The organism is Viridibacillus sp. FSL H8-0110, from assembly GCF_038003565.1.
Lineage (GTDB): Bacteria > Bacillota > Bacilli > Bacillales_A > Planococcaceae > Viridibacillus > Viridibacillus arenosi.
Genome location: NZ_JBBOPJ010000001.1, coordinates 2,762,550 through 2,778,426 on the forward strand (window position 1 = coordinate 2,762,550; position 15,877 = coordinate 2,778,426).

The following is a 15,877-nucleotide window of genomic DNA, read 5'->3' on the forward strand; positions in this document are numbered from 1 at the left end:
TAAATCCCGTTTAAAGGAGCACTCTTATGTGGTTTTTCTTCGCTTTACTAACCGCCCTAGCATGGGGTGGTGCAGATTTATTTTATAAAAAAGGTTCAGACAGCAAGGATAAATACAGTCATTTAAAAATTGTCGTCATGGTCGGTCTTGTGATGGGTATCCATGCAACTGGCTATATGCTGTATGAAGGTTTAATTTTCCGTCCTTCCGACATGCTAAAATATTTACCCGTTTCTTCTCTTTATATTTTATCTATGACAATCGGTTATATTGGGTTACGTTACTTAGAATTATCAATCGCCTCTCCCGTACAAAATTCATCTGGTGCTATTACAGCTGTTCTTGTCTTCATTTTCTTCCCTCAGCCAGTTGATACATTACATATTATTGGAATAATCATTATTTCACTTGGCGTTATTGGTATTGCAGTAGTTGAAAAACAAATCGAAAATGCAACATTACGATTAAACAATACCGAAATCGACAAAAAATATCAGCTTGGATTTATGGCGATTGTGTTCCCTATTGCCTATGCGTTGATCGATGGTGCTGGTACATTTGCTGATGCAATCTATTTAGATGAACTCAAATTAATGACTGAAGATGCTGCATTACTTGCTTATGAATATACATTTTTCATCTGTGCAGTTATCACTTATATTTATTTAAAAGTAATAAAAAAAGAGACTTTCTCTATTTTCAAAGAACGTGACAAAGCTTGTGCTGCAATTTTAGAAACAATCGGTCAATTCTTTTATGTATTTGCCATGTCATCATATGCGATTATTGCTGCTCCAATGATCGCATCTTATAGCATTTTCTCTATCATTCTTTCACGTATTTTCTTAAAAGAGAAACTATCGCCAAAACAATATATCGTTATAACTGTTGTAATGCTAGGGATTGTTTTATTAGGAATTGCGGATGCTTAAAATCATTTAATTAACTGACAAAAAAAGTACATCACTTCTTAAAAGTGATGTACTTTTTTAATTAGTTTGATCAAAATTATCATATTGGTCGGCGAAGGTTTGCATCTTATCTTTTTCAAATACATCTAATAACTTGTTGTACTCTTCATCTTCGATTACATAATAAAGCGGTACTCTCGCTATATAATCAGAATATAAAATGCGCTCATTTTCCTCATCTAACCACATATTATAATTCACTACAATTAGATTCTGCGTTCTATCCTTAAATTGAATATATTGATATGGTAACCGATTCACTTCATCATCGCTTAATTTTAAATTTGTACCATTATTGAAAATCTCCATTAATTCATTGTACTTCGGTTCAGTTTCAATCGATTTTTTTACAACTACATCGCCTTCCTCTGTTACATTCCCTAATTCAATTACATTATTTGATTTCATACAACCTGTTAGAACAAACATAATACAACTCAACATTAAAAGTTTCTTCATCACACTATCCCCTTTTAAAGGTATGAAAAGTTTTTCCGTAGTTGTATTATGTTTCCCAATTCCACTAAAAATATTACGTCTTACTAAACTTCATTTAACTATATTTCCAAAGTAATTTAAGTAACAATATAGAATTTTCTATTTACTTCGTCACTTTAAAGCGATAAACTATATTGATATCATGATTTTACTGGAGGAAGATTTTCTTGAAAGAATTCATTAATAAGCTGTTAACAGGAATGAGTATTGGGATTGTCGTATCTTTAATACCAAACGCTCTTCTCGGTGAACTATTAAAACTACTCATTCCACATTTTCCAGCTTTACAACAAATATTAGATATATCCGTTTTAGTGATGAGTATGTTACCAATAATGATTGGTGTTACTGTTGGTATGACATTTAAATTAACACCTATTCAGACAGCTAGTATTGGATTAGCAGCAGTTGTCGGTAGTGGAGTTGTGCAAATAAATGAAAGTGTTATGACATTACAAGGAATTGGTGTCGTGTTAAACACAGGTGTTACTGCCGGCTTAGCTGTACTTTTTGTTAAATATATTGGTGCAAAATTAAAAGATTACACAATCCTTCTATTGCCAACTTTAACTATTTTCTTCCCTGGATTATTTGGTTATATGATTTTGCCTTATGTAAAATCAGGTACAGGCATTATTGGAGTAGGGATTCAACAAGTAACAGATCTTCAACCTATTCTAATGGGTGCAATTATCGCTGTTATTTTCTGCGTACTCATTTTATCTCCTCTCTCGACTGTAGGAGTAGCAACGGTCATTATGCTTTCTGGTATTGGTGCTGGCGCGGCCAATTTAGGTATTGTTTCGGCAGGTATTGGTCTATGTATCGCTAGCTATAAATCAAACTCATTGGGCACAGCACTAGCCCACGTACTTGGTTCACCCAAAATTCAAATGCGTAATTTCTTTATGAAACCTAAAATAGCTTTTCCAATGCTTATTACAGCTGCGATTTTAGGTGCACTTGCTGGTGTATTTAATGTTCAAGGAACGTCTATGAGCGCCGGGTTTGGTCTATCTGGACTTATTGGACCATTAAACTATATCAACTTAACACCAGATGGCTGGACAACTTCGAATATAACAGTCATGATTGCAATGTTCTTCGTCATACCAACCGTTTTAAACGTTATCTTACTTCGCATCTTCTCAACGAATCTTAAAATGATTAAATCAGAAGATTATAAAATCCATATTGAATAAATTGATGCCATGTGAAGAATATTTTTCACATGGCATTTTTTTAGATTGATAGGATTAGTTGTTTTGTGAATAAATAGGATGTTGGTATTTGTTATATGTGATTTCAGGTTGTTGAGGGTGGTGAGTATGGATAATCTTGCTTTGAGTAGTGATAATCGTTTCCTGAGTAGCGACAATCGTTTCCTGAGTAGCGCTAATCTTCCTGAGTAGCGCCTATCCTTCCCCGAGTAGTGATAATCCCTCTCCCAGTAGCGCTAATCCCTCTCCCAGTAGCGATAATCCTTCCTCGAGTAGCGATAATCTTCCCGAGTAGCGATAATCTTTCCCCCAGTAGCGATAATCCTTCCCCCAGTAGCGCTAATTCATCCCCCAGTAGCGCTAATTCATCCCCCAGTAGCGCTAATTCATCCCTGAGTAGCGCTAATCCTTCCCCCAGTAGCGATAATCCTTCCTCAAGTAGCGCTAATCTCACTGAGTAGCGACAATTCCTCTCCCAGTAGCACCAATCTCCAAAGCTACTCCTCCCCCATAAAACCACAAAAAAACCACCCCAAATCAGCGGAGTGGCTTTTAATGGTTATATTCTATTCATTCTCTTTAAAAACTTTTTTAAGAACGGCTATCATAAATTCGAGATCCTCATCTGAGCAAGATAGTGGTGGGCTAATCGTAAGGATGTTGTTATAACCAGCTACAGTATCCCCGTTCTTACCAATGATTAAGCCATTTGCCTTACAATCAGAGACAATTTTCAATACACGTTCGTTAGATGCTGGTTCCATCGTTATTTTATCTTCAACCATTTCAATGCCTAGTAGAAATCCAAGGCCGCGAATATCGCCTACATAAGGATGATTACTTAATTCTTTCAGCTCTTTTTGAAGTCTATCACCTAGTTCTGCCGAGCGCTCGAATAAGTTTTCTCTCTCCATGATTTCGATATTTTTTAACGCCACTGCACATGCCGCCGGATTTCCTCCGAATGTATTGAGGTGACGTAGATGGCTATTTTCTTCTCCCGTGTTGAACTTTTCATAAATTTCTTTTCGAACAGCTGTCACTGAGAGTGGTAAATAGGCGCTAGTCAGTCCTTTTGCCATTGTAATAATATCCGGTTTTAAATTAAAATGCTGATGCCCAAACGCTTTACCGGTTCTTCCAAACCCACAGATTACTTCGTCAATAATTAGGAGTACCCCATGTTTGTTACAAATTTCTTGAACTTTCTCGAGATAGACAGGATGAGGAATTAAAATACCACCACCTGTAATAAGCGGCTCCATAATAATTCCTGCAATTGTCTCTTTTTGCTCCCAAATAATTTTATCTTCAAGTTCTTGGGCACGTTGGAGATTGTATTCTTTAATCGATTGCCCTTTTGGTCGGCGATAATTATCTGGTGGTGCTACATGTAAAAAACCGTGTGAAAGTGGTTCATATTTATATTTTCTAATCGCTTGCCCTGTAGCTGACAATGCCCCCATCGAACTGCCATGATAAGCTCTATAACGCGAGATAAATTTAAAGCGAGCTCCTTCACCGTTTTGCTGGTGATATTGACGAGCAATTTTAAATGCTACCTCATTTGCATCAGAGCCACTGTTCGAGTAAAAGAACATATAGTCTCCACCAAGCATGTCATTTAACTTGGCTGCTAGCTCGATTGCTGGTTCATGGCTTTGCGTCATCGGCACATAGGCTAATTTTTTCATTTGATCGTAAGCCACTTGTGCCAATTCTTCACGACCATACCCTACATTTACAGCCCATAACCCGGACATTCCATCGAGATATTTATTGCCATTGTGGTCGATGATCCAAGCTCCTTCACCTCTATCGACGATCATAGGCTGACTTTTTTCATTGTAAGCTGAGATATGATGCCAGACATTTTGAAGATCTTTTTCAACTAAAGATTGTGTTGGCTGTTTTACAGTTTCCATGCTTTCGCTTCCCTTCTATTTTAGAATTCATGACGAGCTGTTAGCATCTTTTTACGTGTGTAAAACTCAATTCCATCACGACCATTCGCATGTAGGTCTCCATAAAATGATTTTTTGTAACCTGAGAATGGGAAAAATGCCATCGGAGCTGGAACACCAAGGTTGACACCTAACATTCCTGCATCGATTTCTTCTCTAAACTGACGAATAGCTTTTGCACTATCAGTGAAAATACATGCTCCATTTGCGAAGTCAGATTTGTTTGCAAATGAGATTGCATCATCTAATGTATCTACTCGGACAATTGATAAAACAGGAGCGAATATTTCTTCCTTCCAGATTTTCATCTCTTGTGTTACATGATCGAAAATAGTTGGACCAACAAAATAACCACCATCAGAAGGTTGATCATTGCGACCATCTCGTAATAGCGTTGCACCTTCTTCAATGCCAGATTCAATATATTGGATTGTTCGATCCTTATGGGAATCTCGAATGACCGGACCGAGGAAAATACCCTCTTTCAGGCCGTCCCCTATTGTTAATTTATTTGATTCCTCTACTAATCTTGTTACTAGTTCGTCTGCAATGTCGCCAACTGCTACAACAACTGCACAAGCCATACATCTTTCCCCTGCTGATCCAAATGCTGCATTAATTATATTCGTTACTGTTAAGTCCATATCTGCATCTGGCAAAACAATTGTATGATTTTTGGCTCCAGCTAGTGCTTGAACTCGCTTACCATTTGACGTACCAGTTTTATAGACATATTCTGCCACAGGTTGGGATCCAACAAATGATACGGCTGGAATATCTGGATGACTAAGAATGCCATTCACGATATCATGTGCACCGTGGACAAGATTAAATACGCCTGCTGGTAGTCCTGCTTCATGTAACAATTCTGCTAGATAATTTGCTAGAAGTGGTGTTCTCTCAGAAGGTTTCAAGATGAACGTATTACCACTCGCAATTGCTAAAGGGAACATCCAGCATGGTACCATCATTGGGAAATTAAACGGCGTAATCCCCCCTACTATTCCTAGAGGATAGCGATACATACCAGATTCAATACTTGTTGCGATATCAGGTAACTGATGGCCCATCATTAGTGTAGGAGCGCCTGCTGCAAATTCTACGCACTCAATCCCTCGTTGTACTTCGCCATATGCTTCGGTATAGTTTTTACCATTTTCAACAGTTATAATTTTCGCTAATTCATCCCAGTTCTCTATTAATAATTGCTGATATTTAAATAAGATTCTAGCACGCTGAGGAACAGCAACTTTCTTCCATGAAGTAAAAGCTTGTTTTGCAGCCTCTACTGCTTTTTCCAAATCTTGTTGAGTTGAAATTGGAACTTCGGCTAATATTTCTCCAGTTGCGGGATTTGGCACTTCAATGTAGTTTTCTGTGGACGATTTTACCCATTGTCCATTAATAAAATTTGAAAGCGTTTTCTTTTCAGTGATTACCTTATTCATATACGTCCTCCTATTCTACTTTTCTTTAAAGTTGACGTTATTAACAATTAACCTCATAATTTATTTTACAGATTATTTAGAATAGTTACACTTTACATAAAGTACACTCATGTTAGACTTTTTTTAACTTATTGGGGGGCTATTGGAATGATTGAATTTGTTTTAACTATACAAGACATATTAGAAAGAAAATCGTTCAAATCAGCAAAAGTAATAGCAGGTTCAAAAGGTTTAAGTAATCAAGTGAAATGGTCGCATATTTTAGAAATAAAGGAATTCGAAACACTGATAAATGGGGGCGAACTAATTTTAACAACTGGTGTTGGACTTCAACTCGACCTTACTACTCAAATCAGTTACTTGGAAAATTTAATAGAAAAAAATGCAGCTGGTATGTGTATTGAAATCGGTCCTTATTTTAAAGAAATTCCTATTGAGCTTATAAAATTAGCAGATGAACATGATTTCCCTCTGATTATCTTTGAAGAGGTTGTACGTTTTGTCGACATTACTCAAGATTTACATACGTTAATAATTAACCAACATCACCAATGGCTTTCCCAACTTGATACACTGTCCACAAAATTTATCGATCTCTCATTAAGCCCTAACGGAATCCTGAAAATTCTTCAAGAATTGAATCATTACTTCCGACAAGGTGTTTTGTTTATAACGGATAATTCAAAATCATATTATTACCCTTCTGAAATAAAAGAGTTAGAAACTTCTATTCGTTCTTTTATAGAAAGTTCACCATCTGATATGACAGTACAAAGAAATTTCACTCTTTCTACTCAAACCTTTGCCCTTATGCCTGTAAAAGGATTGGGACAAGTTTGGGGGCATCTTTGCTTACAAGTACAACAACCCTTATCAAATGAGTTCTTCTTTCTTATTTTAGATCGAGCAGCCCTTGCCATTGCACAAATTCTGTTACGTAATAGAACTATTCAAGAACGCAAACAAAACATGGAAGATGAACTTGTACAAAACCTTATAAAAGGCAGAGACTATGAACAGGATGACGTCCAAACTTATTTACCTGCTGCAAGTCGAAATATGTACTTTAGAATATTTGTAATGCAGTTAAATTCCGAGGAGATCAACATTGTTGAAGAAGACTGGGAAGAGTTAAAGTTACAACGCTCAATGTTAGTTCGCTCCATTTTCAAAAGGCATGGATTTTTTCCAGCTGTTTCTTCTAAAAGGACTGAAATAGCAGTCATTGCATCGTTTATAGCAGCAGATCATTTGAAAGAGAAAACTGATAGATTTGATCAAATCATACAAAGTATCAAGGATATGAAAGATACTAGTACATTTTGCGGGAATGAATGTAAATTTGGCGTGAGTAGAGTATATAAGGATATAGCTCAAGTAAAAGAAGGTTATGTAGAGGCAAAGAAAGCCATTACATTAAAAAAATCTGACATTGTCAACACTTATTTCTATAATGATCTTGGTATCAATAGACTGCTACTATTGTTAATTGAGAGTAAACAACTTGAAAACTACGTTCACGATTATTTAGACGTTATTTTAAGCTTTGATCAAAAGTATGAAAGTGATTTATTTACAACACTTTGCATTTATTTAGAATGTAATGGGGTTAAGAATGAAACAGCAGATCGTCTCTTTATCGTAAGGCAAACGTTATATAATAGATTAGAAAAACTAGAAACACTTCTTGGTTCGAATTTTATGGAGCCATCCAACCGTCTTGCACTTGAAGTTGCTATTAAAGCCTATCAGTTACTACTTAAACAAAATAATAACGAAGGAAAACCGGTTTTTCTCGTATAGAGAAAACCGGTTTTATTATTTTCGCTAGATTAGTTGGACCTTGGATCTAAAATATCTCGGATTGCATTACTTAACATATAAAATCCTAATACCATGAATGTAATGGCAATGCCAGGCGCATAAGTGTACCATGGTGCACTTTTAAGAAAAGCTTGAGAGTCTTTTAACATTCTGCCCCAACTAGGATCTGGCGGTTTAACCCCTAATCCCAAATAACTAAGTGCAGCTTCAGCCAACATTGCTACACCAAAACTAACAGATGCCGCTACTATCAAAGGTGACGAAACATTAGGTAGTATATGACGGAACATAATTTTGAATGGTTTTACCCCGATTAACTTTGCTGATAAAACATACTCGTATTCTTTGTGTTGTACAAAACCACTACGAGCAATTCGGGCGATACTAGGAATGGCGATTAATCCAAGTGCAATCGATGTATTAACAATCCCTGAACCAAACACAGCTACTAGCATTAATGCCAGAATAATCCCTGGAAAAGCCATTAAAGCATCCATGATTCTCATGAAAACCTCATCTACCCAGCCACCAACATATCCAGCTATCCCACCAATAAGTGTTCCAAAGACAACACCAATCGTTACCGTTAATGTGCCTACAAAAAAGGCTGTTTGAGTGCCTTTCATAATGCGACTGAAGATATCTCTGCCGAATTCATCGGTTCCAAACCAATTCTCACTATTTGGTCCCTTTAACTTATTAGCGACATTCATAGCAGTTACATCATGTGGCGTATAGAAAAAACTCACGATCATTAATAGTAGAAAAGATATCAAAATGAAGAGGCCAATTATTAAATTAATATTTTTAGCATTACCCATTAATGTTTTCATATGGCCCTCCTTAATTTAACCTTATTCTTGGGTCTAAGACAGAATATAAAATATCTACGAAGAAATTGATAAATACTACTACAAATGTGATGTACATTACGATACCTTGTACTAACGGAAAATCACGATATCCAATCGAAGTGATTAATAATTGGCCAATTCCTGGAAGAGCAAAAACCTGTTCTACAATAATTGTTCCTGCAACAACTTCAGCTGTTATTAATCCGAATATCGTTAATATTGGAATCATCGAATTTCTTAAAACATGTTTATACATTACAAACTTTTCTGTAATTCCCTTACTACGTATTGTTCGAACATAATCCAACCTTAGCTGTTCCAATATCGCATTCCTAACATAGCGGAATTTTACAGCGATTTGAGGAATAGCAATTGTCAGCGCAGGTAATAATATTGCACCTAACGCCCCTGCTATACTTTCTGTCCAAGGTACATATCCACTAATTGAGAAGAAACTAAAATTCATTCCTAGGTATAAGATTAATAACATCCCCAACCAGAAAGAAGGGATAGCCATCCCTACCTGAGTGATGGAAGAAAATACAACATCACTCATTTTATTTTGTCTTTTAGCAACAAAAATACCTAAAGGGATAGCCACAATTATTACAATGAGCAGTGTAATCGCAGCTAATGAAATCGTGACTGGTAAGCGATCCATGAGCAATTCTTTTACTGGCATAGAAAATCGTATTGATTCACCTAAATCACCTGTAACTAAACCTTTTGCCCACTCAAAGTATTGAACATAAAGCGGTTGGTCCAAGCCGAGTTCTTTTCTCAATGTCTCTACTTGCACTTCATCTGCCTCTGTTCCTAACATTGTACGAATCGGATCACCCGGTAAAATTTGAAAAACTGCAAAAGTGATAAAAGATACCATTGCCATTGTCACAACAAATAATATAATTCTTCGGATGATATAGGCCATGTCTATTCTTCCCCTCTATTCAGTAAACTTCACTTCTGACATGTCGTGGAACCAGAATGGATAACTTTTTAGTCCTTCAATTTTTTTATTTGCAGCCCATAGCACTTGATAGTCAGCAATATATACTGCAGTAGATTGTTCACTTAAAATTTCTTGAGCACGTTTATACATCTCAATTTGTTTTTTCTGATCCGTTTCTTTTAATACATCTGCCATGACTTTATCAAACTCTTTATTGTTGAATCGGAAGAAGTTTTCTTTGTCATTTGTAGAAATATAATCATTTAAAATTTCATATGCTGACGGTTTTCCCGTTAAATCAATTGTTGTCATTTCATAATCTCTACCAAAATACACACGCTCTAGCCAAATTCCCCACTCTACAACTTCAATCTCAACATCGATGCCAATTTCTTTTAAGTTCTCTGCAGCAATTTGAGCGATATTAGAGTACATGTCATTATGAGAAGATACTGTGATTTTTGTTTTAAAACCTTTTGGATAGCCTGCTTCAGACAATAACTTTTTAGCTTTGTTAATATCACGTGCATAGACATCTTGTAATCCATCAAGATAGTAATCTCCCATTGCTGGACTCATATTAGAACCAAGACGAGTAGCGTATCCAGAATAGACAGAATCAATAACATCCTGTTTGTTAATCGCAATATTGATAGCTTGACGAACTTTTACATCATTAAATGGCTTTTTTTCTTCATTAAACGTAATGACTAAGGCTGAGTTGTTATTTTGGTGACTGATGTTAAAATCACTTTCAACCTCAGATAATCGGTGTCCACGAACTCCTGTTAAATCTACTTCTTTAGCTATCAAACTCATTACTGCAGAGTTATCATCTGATTGGAATGCGAATGTTACCTTATCTAGATAAGGTATGTTCTCTTGCCAGTAATCCGAATTTTTTTCTAAAACTAAATTCGATCCCGGTGTATACTTAACAAATTTGAATGGGCCAGTTCCAATTGGATTTTCATTTTGTTTGCCATCATTATCTTTAGGTACGATTGCAGATTGTAAAGCCGTTAGAGAATATAGGAAATTAGAATTTGGCTCTTTAAGCTTAATAACAACTGTAGACTCATCAGGAGCATTTACAGATTCTACATTGCCAAAGTTACCTGAAAGAGGCTTGCCATTTTTTGTCCCCATTAGGTGCTCAAATGTATAGAGGATATCATCTACTTTTAAGACGCTACCGTTATGGAATTTTACATTTTGTCGGATTTTGAATGTATAAGTCAAACCATCTTTTGATAATTCATAGCTTTCAGCAATTGCTGGTTTTAATGATCCGTCCGTTTCTGGAGCAAATAACCCTTCGAACATATTTAGAATCATTTGAAATGAAATGGAAGCTGTAGCTAAATGCGGGTCAAGAAAATCGGGATCATCATTTACCCTTACTTTGATTTCTTGTGTTTTCCCGTTACCTGAACTACCCTCTCCGCTTTCTTTTCCTCCCGAACAAGCACTGATTAAAAGCATACAGACAACAATCATTGCGACAATCATAAGCCTCTTTGTACTCTTCATGTTCAAATAGCCCCCTCTTTGAATAAAGATATTTTATGTCGGCATTTCCAAATTCTTTTTGCTGTTGTAGCTTAGATAGCTTGGTACACCTTCAACCTCATTTGCAGCTTTAATAGCAACGATTATAGCTTCTTCCATTACTTTTGCTGCCATATTACCCACGAAATCTACTGGATAAGACTCTCCTCCAGTAGCTAGCACGAAAACCGTATCCCCATCCAACATAGTATGTACTGGGAAAATGGTTCTAGCTAAGGCATTTTGAGTAATTTGAGCAACCTTTTTTGCTTCTGCTTTTGTTAATTTTGCATTGACTGCTACTAATCCAATTGTTGTATTAGATCCGGGTAGGGCATTACCCGATAAATTTTCTTCTATAAACTTAAGGCTATCAATAATAAGCCCTGTATTAGCATCGATTGGACCTGCTAGTATTTCTCTCGTCAGTGGATCCCTGACATCTCCAACCGCATTAACAGCAACTAGTGCACCTACAACGAAACCATTTTCTAATTCTATTGAAGTACTACCTAGACCACCTTTCATGCAATGTTCCGGTCCTGTAATCTTCCCCACTGTAGCACCACAACCAGCTCCTACATTTCCAAAAGAGAAAGTTCCCTTCTTGGCTTGCGTGGCCGCCTCGTAGCCCATTTTTTTATCGGGGCGAATATTTGGGCTACCAATTTGTAGATCAAAAAGCACTGCACCCGGAACAATTGGTACTTTTGCGACACCGACATCAAGTCCAACGCCTTGTTCTTCAAGATATTGCATAACACCTGAAGCTGCATCTAAACCGTATGCACTTCCACCCGATAAGCAAATACCATGAACTTCTTCAATTCTATTAATTGGATCAAGTAAATCTGTTTCTCGAGTACCTGGGGCTGATCCTCTTACGTCTACCCCACAAACAGCCCCACCTTCTGCAAGGATAATCGTGCACCCTGTTAATGCTTCTATATTTTCTACGTTACCAACCTTAATACCTGGTACATCTGTTATATTGCCAAAGCTCATGAACACGCCTCCTTGAACTGTTTTCGAAATATTCAATCAATTTAGTTTGGTTAATTCGAGAACTTTACTTTCTGCATTCGAAAACTTTTTATTATCTTCTTGTGAATATAGATGGCAGGCAACTTGCTGTCCGATTTCTATATGAATAAGTTCAGGACGTTCAACTTTACAACGATCAAACGCCTTCGGACATCTCGTATGAAACGCACAGCCCGTTGGAGGGTCAGATGGACTTGGAGGTTCTCCGCTTAGCTCAATTTTCTCCCTTTTCTTTTCGAAATTCACTACAGGAATTGCAGATAATAATGCCTGAGTATATGGATGTAGCGGATTATTATAAATATCATGCTTAGGTCCGATTTCAACAATTCTTCCTAAATACATAACACCTACACGATCGCTAATGTGTTTCACAACACTTAAGTCATGAGAAATAAATAAATAAGTCAAATTGAATTCTTCTTGTAGATCCAACATTAAGTTCAACACTTGCGATTGCACAGATACATCGAGTGCTGATACAGGCTCATCGGCAATAATAAATTTCGGATTCATCGACAATGCTCTAGCAATACCAATGCGCTGTCTTTGTCCTCCAGAAAATTCATGAGGAAATTTTGCGAGCGCTTCTTTTGGTAAGCCTACTTTTTCAATTAAACTCTCTACTTTTTTAGTTCTTTCAGCTTTTGATAAGATCTTCTGAACAGCTATAGGCTCTCCTACAAGTTGTTCCACACGCATTCTTGGATTCAAAGAAGCGAACGGGTCTTGAAAAACCATTTGCATATGTTGACGATGGTTTTGTAGTTGACGATTCCCTAAATGTTCTAGATGATTTCCTTCAAAAATGATTTCACCATCAGTAGGTTCAGTTAAACGTAGGATGGTTCTTCCTAAAGTGGATTTACCAGAACCTGACTCTCCTACAATCCCTAAAGTTTCACCTTTGAATACATCAAAACTAATATCATCGACTGCTTTTACAAGTCCTGCTTTCCCTTTAAAAAGAGTACCTTTAATCGGAAAATAGGTTTTTAAATGCTTTATCTCAAGTATTTTTTCTCTCTCGCTCATTCTACAGCTCCCCCTTCACTAGCATAGAGGTGGCATCTAACTTTATGGTTATTTTCGATTTCTAAAAGTCGAGGTATTTCTTCTAGGCATTTTGCCATTGCATGCGTGCATCGTGCTGCAAAACGACATCCTTTTGGAAATAAATGTGCAGGCGGTACATTCCCAGGTATTGATTCTAACCTTTTTAAGTCCACATCAATATTTGGAATTGTCCTTAATAATGCTGTTGTATAGGGATGCTTCGTTTTCAAGAAGAGATCTCTAACAGGTGCCTCTTCAACAATTTGCCCTCCATACATGACAAGCACCCTGTCTGCAGTTTCGGCTACAACACCCATATCGTGCGTGATGAGTAATATAGAAGATCCAAATTGTTCTTTCATATCAATCATTAAATTAAGAATTTGAGCTTGAACCGTTACATCTAGTGCAGTTGTCGGTTCATCTGCAATGAGTAGTTTCGGGTTATTGGACATTGCAATGGCAATCATAACCCGTTGTCTCATTCCACCTGATAATTGATGTGGATATTCTTTAATAATTTTTTCTGCTCTAGCAAATCCAACGATTTTCAATAAATCGACAGCTTTTTCGTAAGCTTCTTTTTTCTTTAATTTTTGATGTTTCATTAACGATTCGACGATTTGATTTCCAATCGTAAAAACTGGATCTAAAGAGGTCATTGGTTCTTGGAAAATCATACCTATCTCATTTCCTCGAACTTTCGTCATGTCATCTTCTGACAGCGAAAGTAAATCTCTTCCTTCAAGGGATATAGAACCTTCTACAATCTCACCTGGTGGACTAGGAATAAGTCTCATTATGGACAATGACGTGATACTCTTGCCGCTGCCAGACTCTCCAACTAACGCTACGGTTTCACCTTTTTTTATGGCAAAACTTACATCATCTACTGCTTTAGCTATTTTACCTTTTCCTATATGGAAATAAGTTTTTAACCCTTTGACTTCTAATAGTTGATCATTTGTACTTTTTGAAGGTTCAATGTGTAGTTGTGGACTTTCCATAAGTTCACCTCAATTTCAAGTTCAAATCGAAAACTTCACTGCTATGTTTTTCACTTGGGTGTAGTTTCTTAATGCGATGAAACCTTTCTCTCTTCCAATCCCACTTTTTTTATACCCACCAAAAGGCATCTGTACTCCTCCTGCAGCACCATAATTATTGATAAATACTTGGCCAGATTTCACCTTGGATGCAACATAATGAGCGACGTCTATATTTCGAGTCCAAATACCAGCGACCAGTCCATAATCCGTGCTATTCGCCAATGCTATTGCTTCTTCAATTGTTTCAAAAGTGAAAACTGTTAATACCGGTCCAAAAATCTCTTCCTTTGCTAGTGGATGATTATTGTCCAGCCCGTCTATAATAGTTGGTTGAATATAATAGCCACCTTCAGAACCACTAATAGTAACTGATTCTCCACCAGCGATTATATTCCCTGCTGGCTTTGCATCCTGTATCTTGTTAATAATTTGATCGAATTGCTTTTTATTTAAAATTGGTCCAATTTCTCTGTCATCAATACCTGGACCAATCGTCAATTCATTAAACTTAGCTGTTAATTTCCGTAAAAAATGTTCTTTATATTTTTCTTCAATAAGTAATCGAGACCCCGCAGAACATGTTTGCCCAGCATTTTGAATAATGGCTCTAACTATTCCTTCAAGAGCTAACTCTTCATTTGCATCAGCAAATACGATGTTTGGAGATTTACCACCAAGCTCAAGCGTCACGGGTACGACGTTTTCTGCAGCGGCTATCATTACAGAAATACCTGTGTTAACGGAGCCCGTAAAGGTAATATGGTGAATTCCTGGATGTCCCGCTAACGGCCCACCGACATCAGCACCTAGACCTGTAACATGTTGAAATATTCCTTTAGGTAATTCACTTTCTGCAAACCATTCTGCAATTGCATGTGTAGTAAGAGGCGTATCTTCTGCACTTTTTACAATAACAGCATTCCCTGTAGCAATTGCTGCAGCAACACTTCTCGCAGTGATTTGAAGAGGATAATTCCAAGGGACAATATGTGCTGTAACGCCAACTGGCTCTAAGACAGTCGCATTTAATATCCCCTCTTCAATCGGTATCGTATCTCCCATTACTTTATCTGCTGCTCCACCGTAAAATTCAAAGTATCTAGCGGCCGCTTCTACATCAGCTTTGGCTTGTGAAATTGGTTTCCCTACATCTTCACACTCCCACTTACTCCATTGCTCAGCATTATTTCTAATATGCGCTGCAAGCCTAACTAACAGTTGCCCTCGTTCATAAGGCTTTACCTTTTTCCATTCATCGCTTTCAAACGCCACTTGGGCTGCGTGCACTGCTTCATCCACATGTTCTTTTTTACCTTTAACTATCTCAGCAATCAGTTCTCCATTTGATGGATTGAAGACTGGTAACCACTCATTAGAGTCGTCACCAACCCATTTTCCATTGATTAGCATTGAAATCCGTTTCATCTTCTTCACAACCTCTCTTCA

At 37.0% G+C, this 15,877-nt stretch carries 14 protein-coding genes; 3 read left to right on the forward strand and 11 right to left on the reverse strand.

Translation table 11 applies throughout. The features are described from left to right. The first annotated feature begins 26 nt into the window (after nucleotides 1–26). Complete coding sequence (locus tag MHH98_RS13885) at nucleotides 27–932, forward strand: EamA family transporter (protein WP_076065830.1); 906 nt, start codon at nucleotides 27–29, stop codon at nucleotides 930–932. A gap of 57 nt (nucleotides 933–989) precedes the next feature. Here the strand turns inward: MHH98_RS13885 and MHH98_RS13890 are convergent, their stop codons facing one another. Then, nucleotides 990–1,430, reverse strand: a complete 441-nt coding sequence (locus tag MHH98_RS13890; protein ID WP_076035097.1) for a hypothetical protein — start codon at nucleotides 1,428–1,430, stop codon at nucleotides 990–992. Between the two features lie 206 nt (nucleotides 1,431–1,636). On the opposite strand from MHH98_RS13890, the gene MHH98_RS13895 reads away from it, so the two are divergent. After that, a complete protein-coding gene (locus MHH98_RS13895) occupies nucleotides 1,637–2,671 on the forward strand; it encodes a PTS transporter subunit IIC (protein ID WP_076035096.1) in 1,035 nt (344 codons plus the stop codon). Nucleotides 2,672–2,864: 193 nt separating this feature from the next. On the opposite strand, the gene MHH98_RS13900 is transcribed toward MHH98_RS13895, so the two are convergent. The 3 genes from MHH98_RS13900 to MHH98_RS13910 are packed head-to-tail and all read right to left on the reverse strand — an operon-like array spanning nucleotide 2,865 to nucleotide 6,101. Next, nucleotides 2,865–3,209: a hypothetical protein gene (locus tag MHH98_RS13900; protein ID WP_340713094.1), complete on the reverse strand. Its 345-nt coding sequence runs from the start codon at nucleotides 3,207–3,209 to the stop codon at nucleotides 2,865–2,867. A gap of 46 nt (nucleotides 3,210–3,255) precedes the next feature. After that, nucleotides 3,256–4,614, reverse strand: a complete 1,359-nt coding sequence (locus MHH98_RS13905) for an aspartate aminotransferase family protein (RefSeq protein ID WP_076035094.1) — start codon at nucleotides 4,612–4,614, stop codon at nucleotides 3,256–3,258. A 20-nt stretch (nucleotides 4,615–4,634) separates the two neighbouring features. Beyond that, complete coding sequence (locus tag MHH98_RS13910) at nucleotides 4,635–6,101, reverse strand: CoA-acylating methylmalonate-semialdehyde dehydrogenase (RefSeq protein WP_340711387.1); 1,467 nt, start codon at nucleotides 6,099–6,101, stop codon at nucleotides 4,635–4,637. 147 nt (nucleotides 6,102–6,248) lie between these two features. Between MHH98_RS13910 and MHH98_RS13915 the strand changes: the two genes are divergently transcribed. Beyond that, complete coding sequence (locus MHH98_RS13915) at nucleotides 6,249–7,904, forward strand: PucR family transcriptional regulator (protein WP_340713095.1); 1,656 nt, start codon at nucleotides 6,249–6,251, stop codon at nucleotides 7,902–7,904. A gap of 29 nt (nucleotides 7,905–7,933) precedes the next feature. On the opposite strand, the gene MHH98_RS13920 is transcribed toward MHH98_RS13915, so the two are convergent. Genes MHH98_RS13920 through MHH98_RS13950 form a run of 7 tightly spaced genes read right to left on the reverse strand, consistent with a single transcriptional unit; the run spans nucleotide 7,934 to nucleotide 15,856 of the window. Further along, entirely contained in the window at nucleotides 7,934–8,758 is an 825-nt protein-coding gene (locus MHH98_RS13920) for an ABC transporter permease (protein WP_076035092.1), read from the reverse strand. A gap of 10 nt (nucleotides 8,759–8,768) precedes the next feature. Beyond that, entirely contained in the window at nucleotides 8,769–9,710 is a 942-nt protein-coding gene (locus MHH98_RS13925; protein ID WP_038189613.1) for an ABC transporter permease, read from the reverse strand. A gap of 15 nt (nucleotides 9,711–9,725) precedes the next feature. Then, nucleotides 9,726–11,264 carry an ABC transporter substrate-binding protein gene (locus MHH98_RS13930; RefSeq protein ID WP_340713096.1) on the reverse strand — a complete coding sequence of 513 codons (1,539 nt, stop codon included), beginning with the start codon at nucleotides 11,262–11,264 and terminating at the stop codon, nucleotides 9,726–9,728. Between the two features lie 33 nt (nucleotides 11,265–11,297). Further along, nucleotides 11,298–12,287, reverse strand: a complete 990-nt coding sequence (locus tag MHH98_RS13935) for a P1 family peptidase (RefSeq protein WP_340713097.1) — start codon at nucleotides 12,285–12,287, stop codon at nucleotides 11,298–11,300. A 36-nt stretch (nucleotides 12,288–12,323) separates the two neighbouring features. Next, nucleotides 12,324–13,361 (reverse strand): ABC transporter ATP-binding protein, encoded by a 1,038-nt coding sequence (locus MHH98_RS13940; protein ID WP_038189620.1) that lies wholly within the window; start codon nucleotides 13,359–13,361, stop codon nucleotides 12,324–12,326. After that, nucleotides 13,358–14,389 (reverse strand): ABC transporter ATP-binding protein, encoded by a 1,032-nt coding sequence (locus tag MHH98_RS13945; RefSeq protein ID WP_051448824.1) that lies wholly within the window; start codon nucleotides 14,387–14,389, stop codon nucleotides 13,358–13,360. Before MHH98_RS13945 ends, MHH98_RS13940 begins: the two co-directional genes overlap by 4 nt. Before the next feature lie 21 nt (nucleotides 14,390–14,410). Next, nucleotides 14,411–15,856, reverse strand: a complete 1,446-nt coding sequence (locus tag MHH98_RS13950) for an aldehyde dehydrogenase family protein (protein ID WP_340713098.1) — start codon at nucleotides 15,854–15,856, stop codon at nucleotides 14,411–14,413. Between the last annotated feature and the right edge of the window lie 21 nt (nucleotides 15,857–15,877).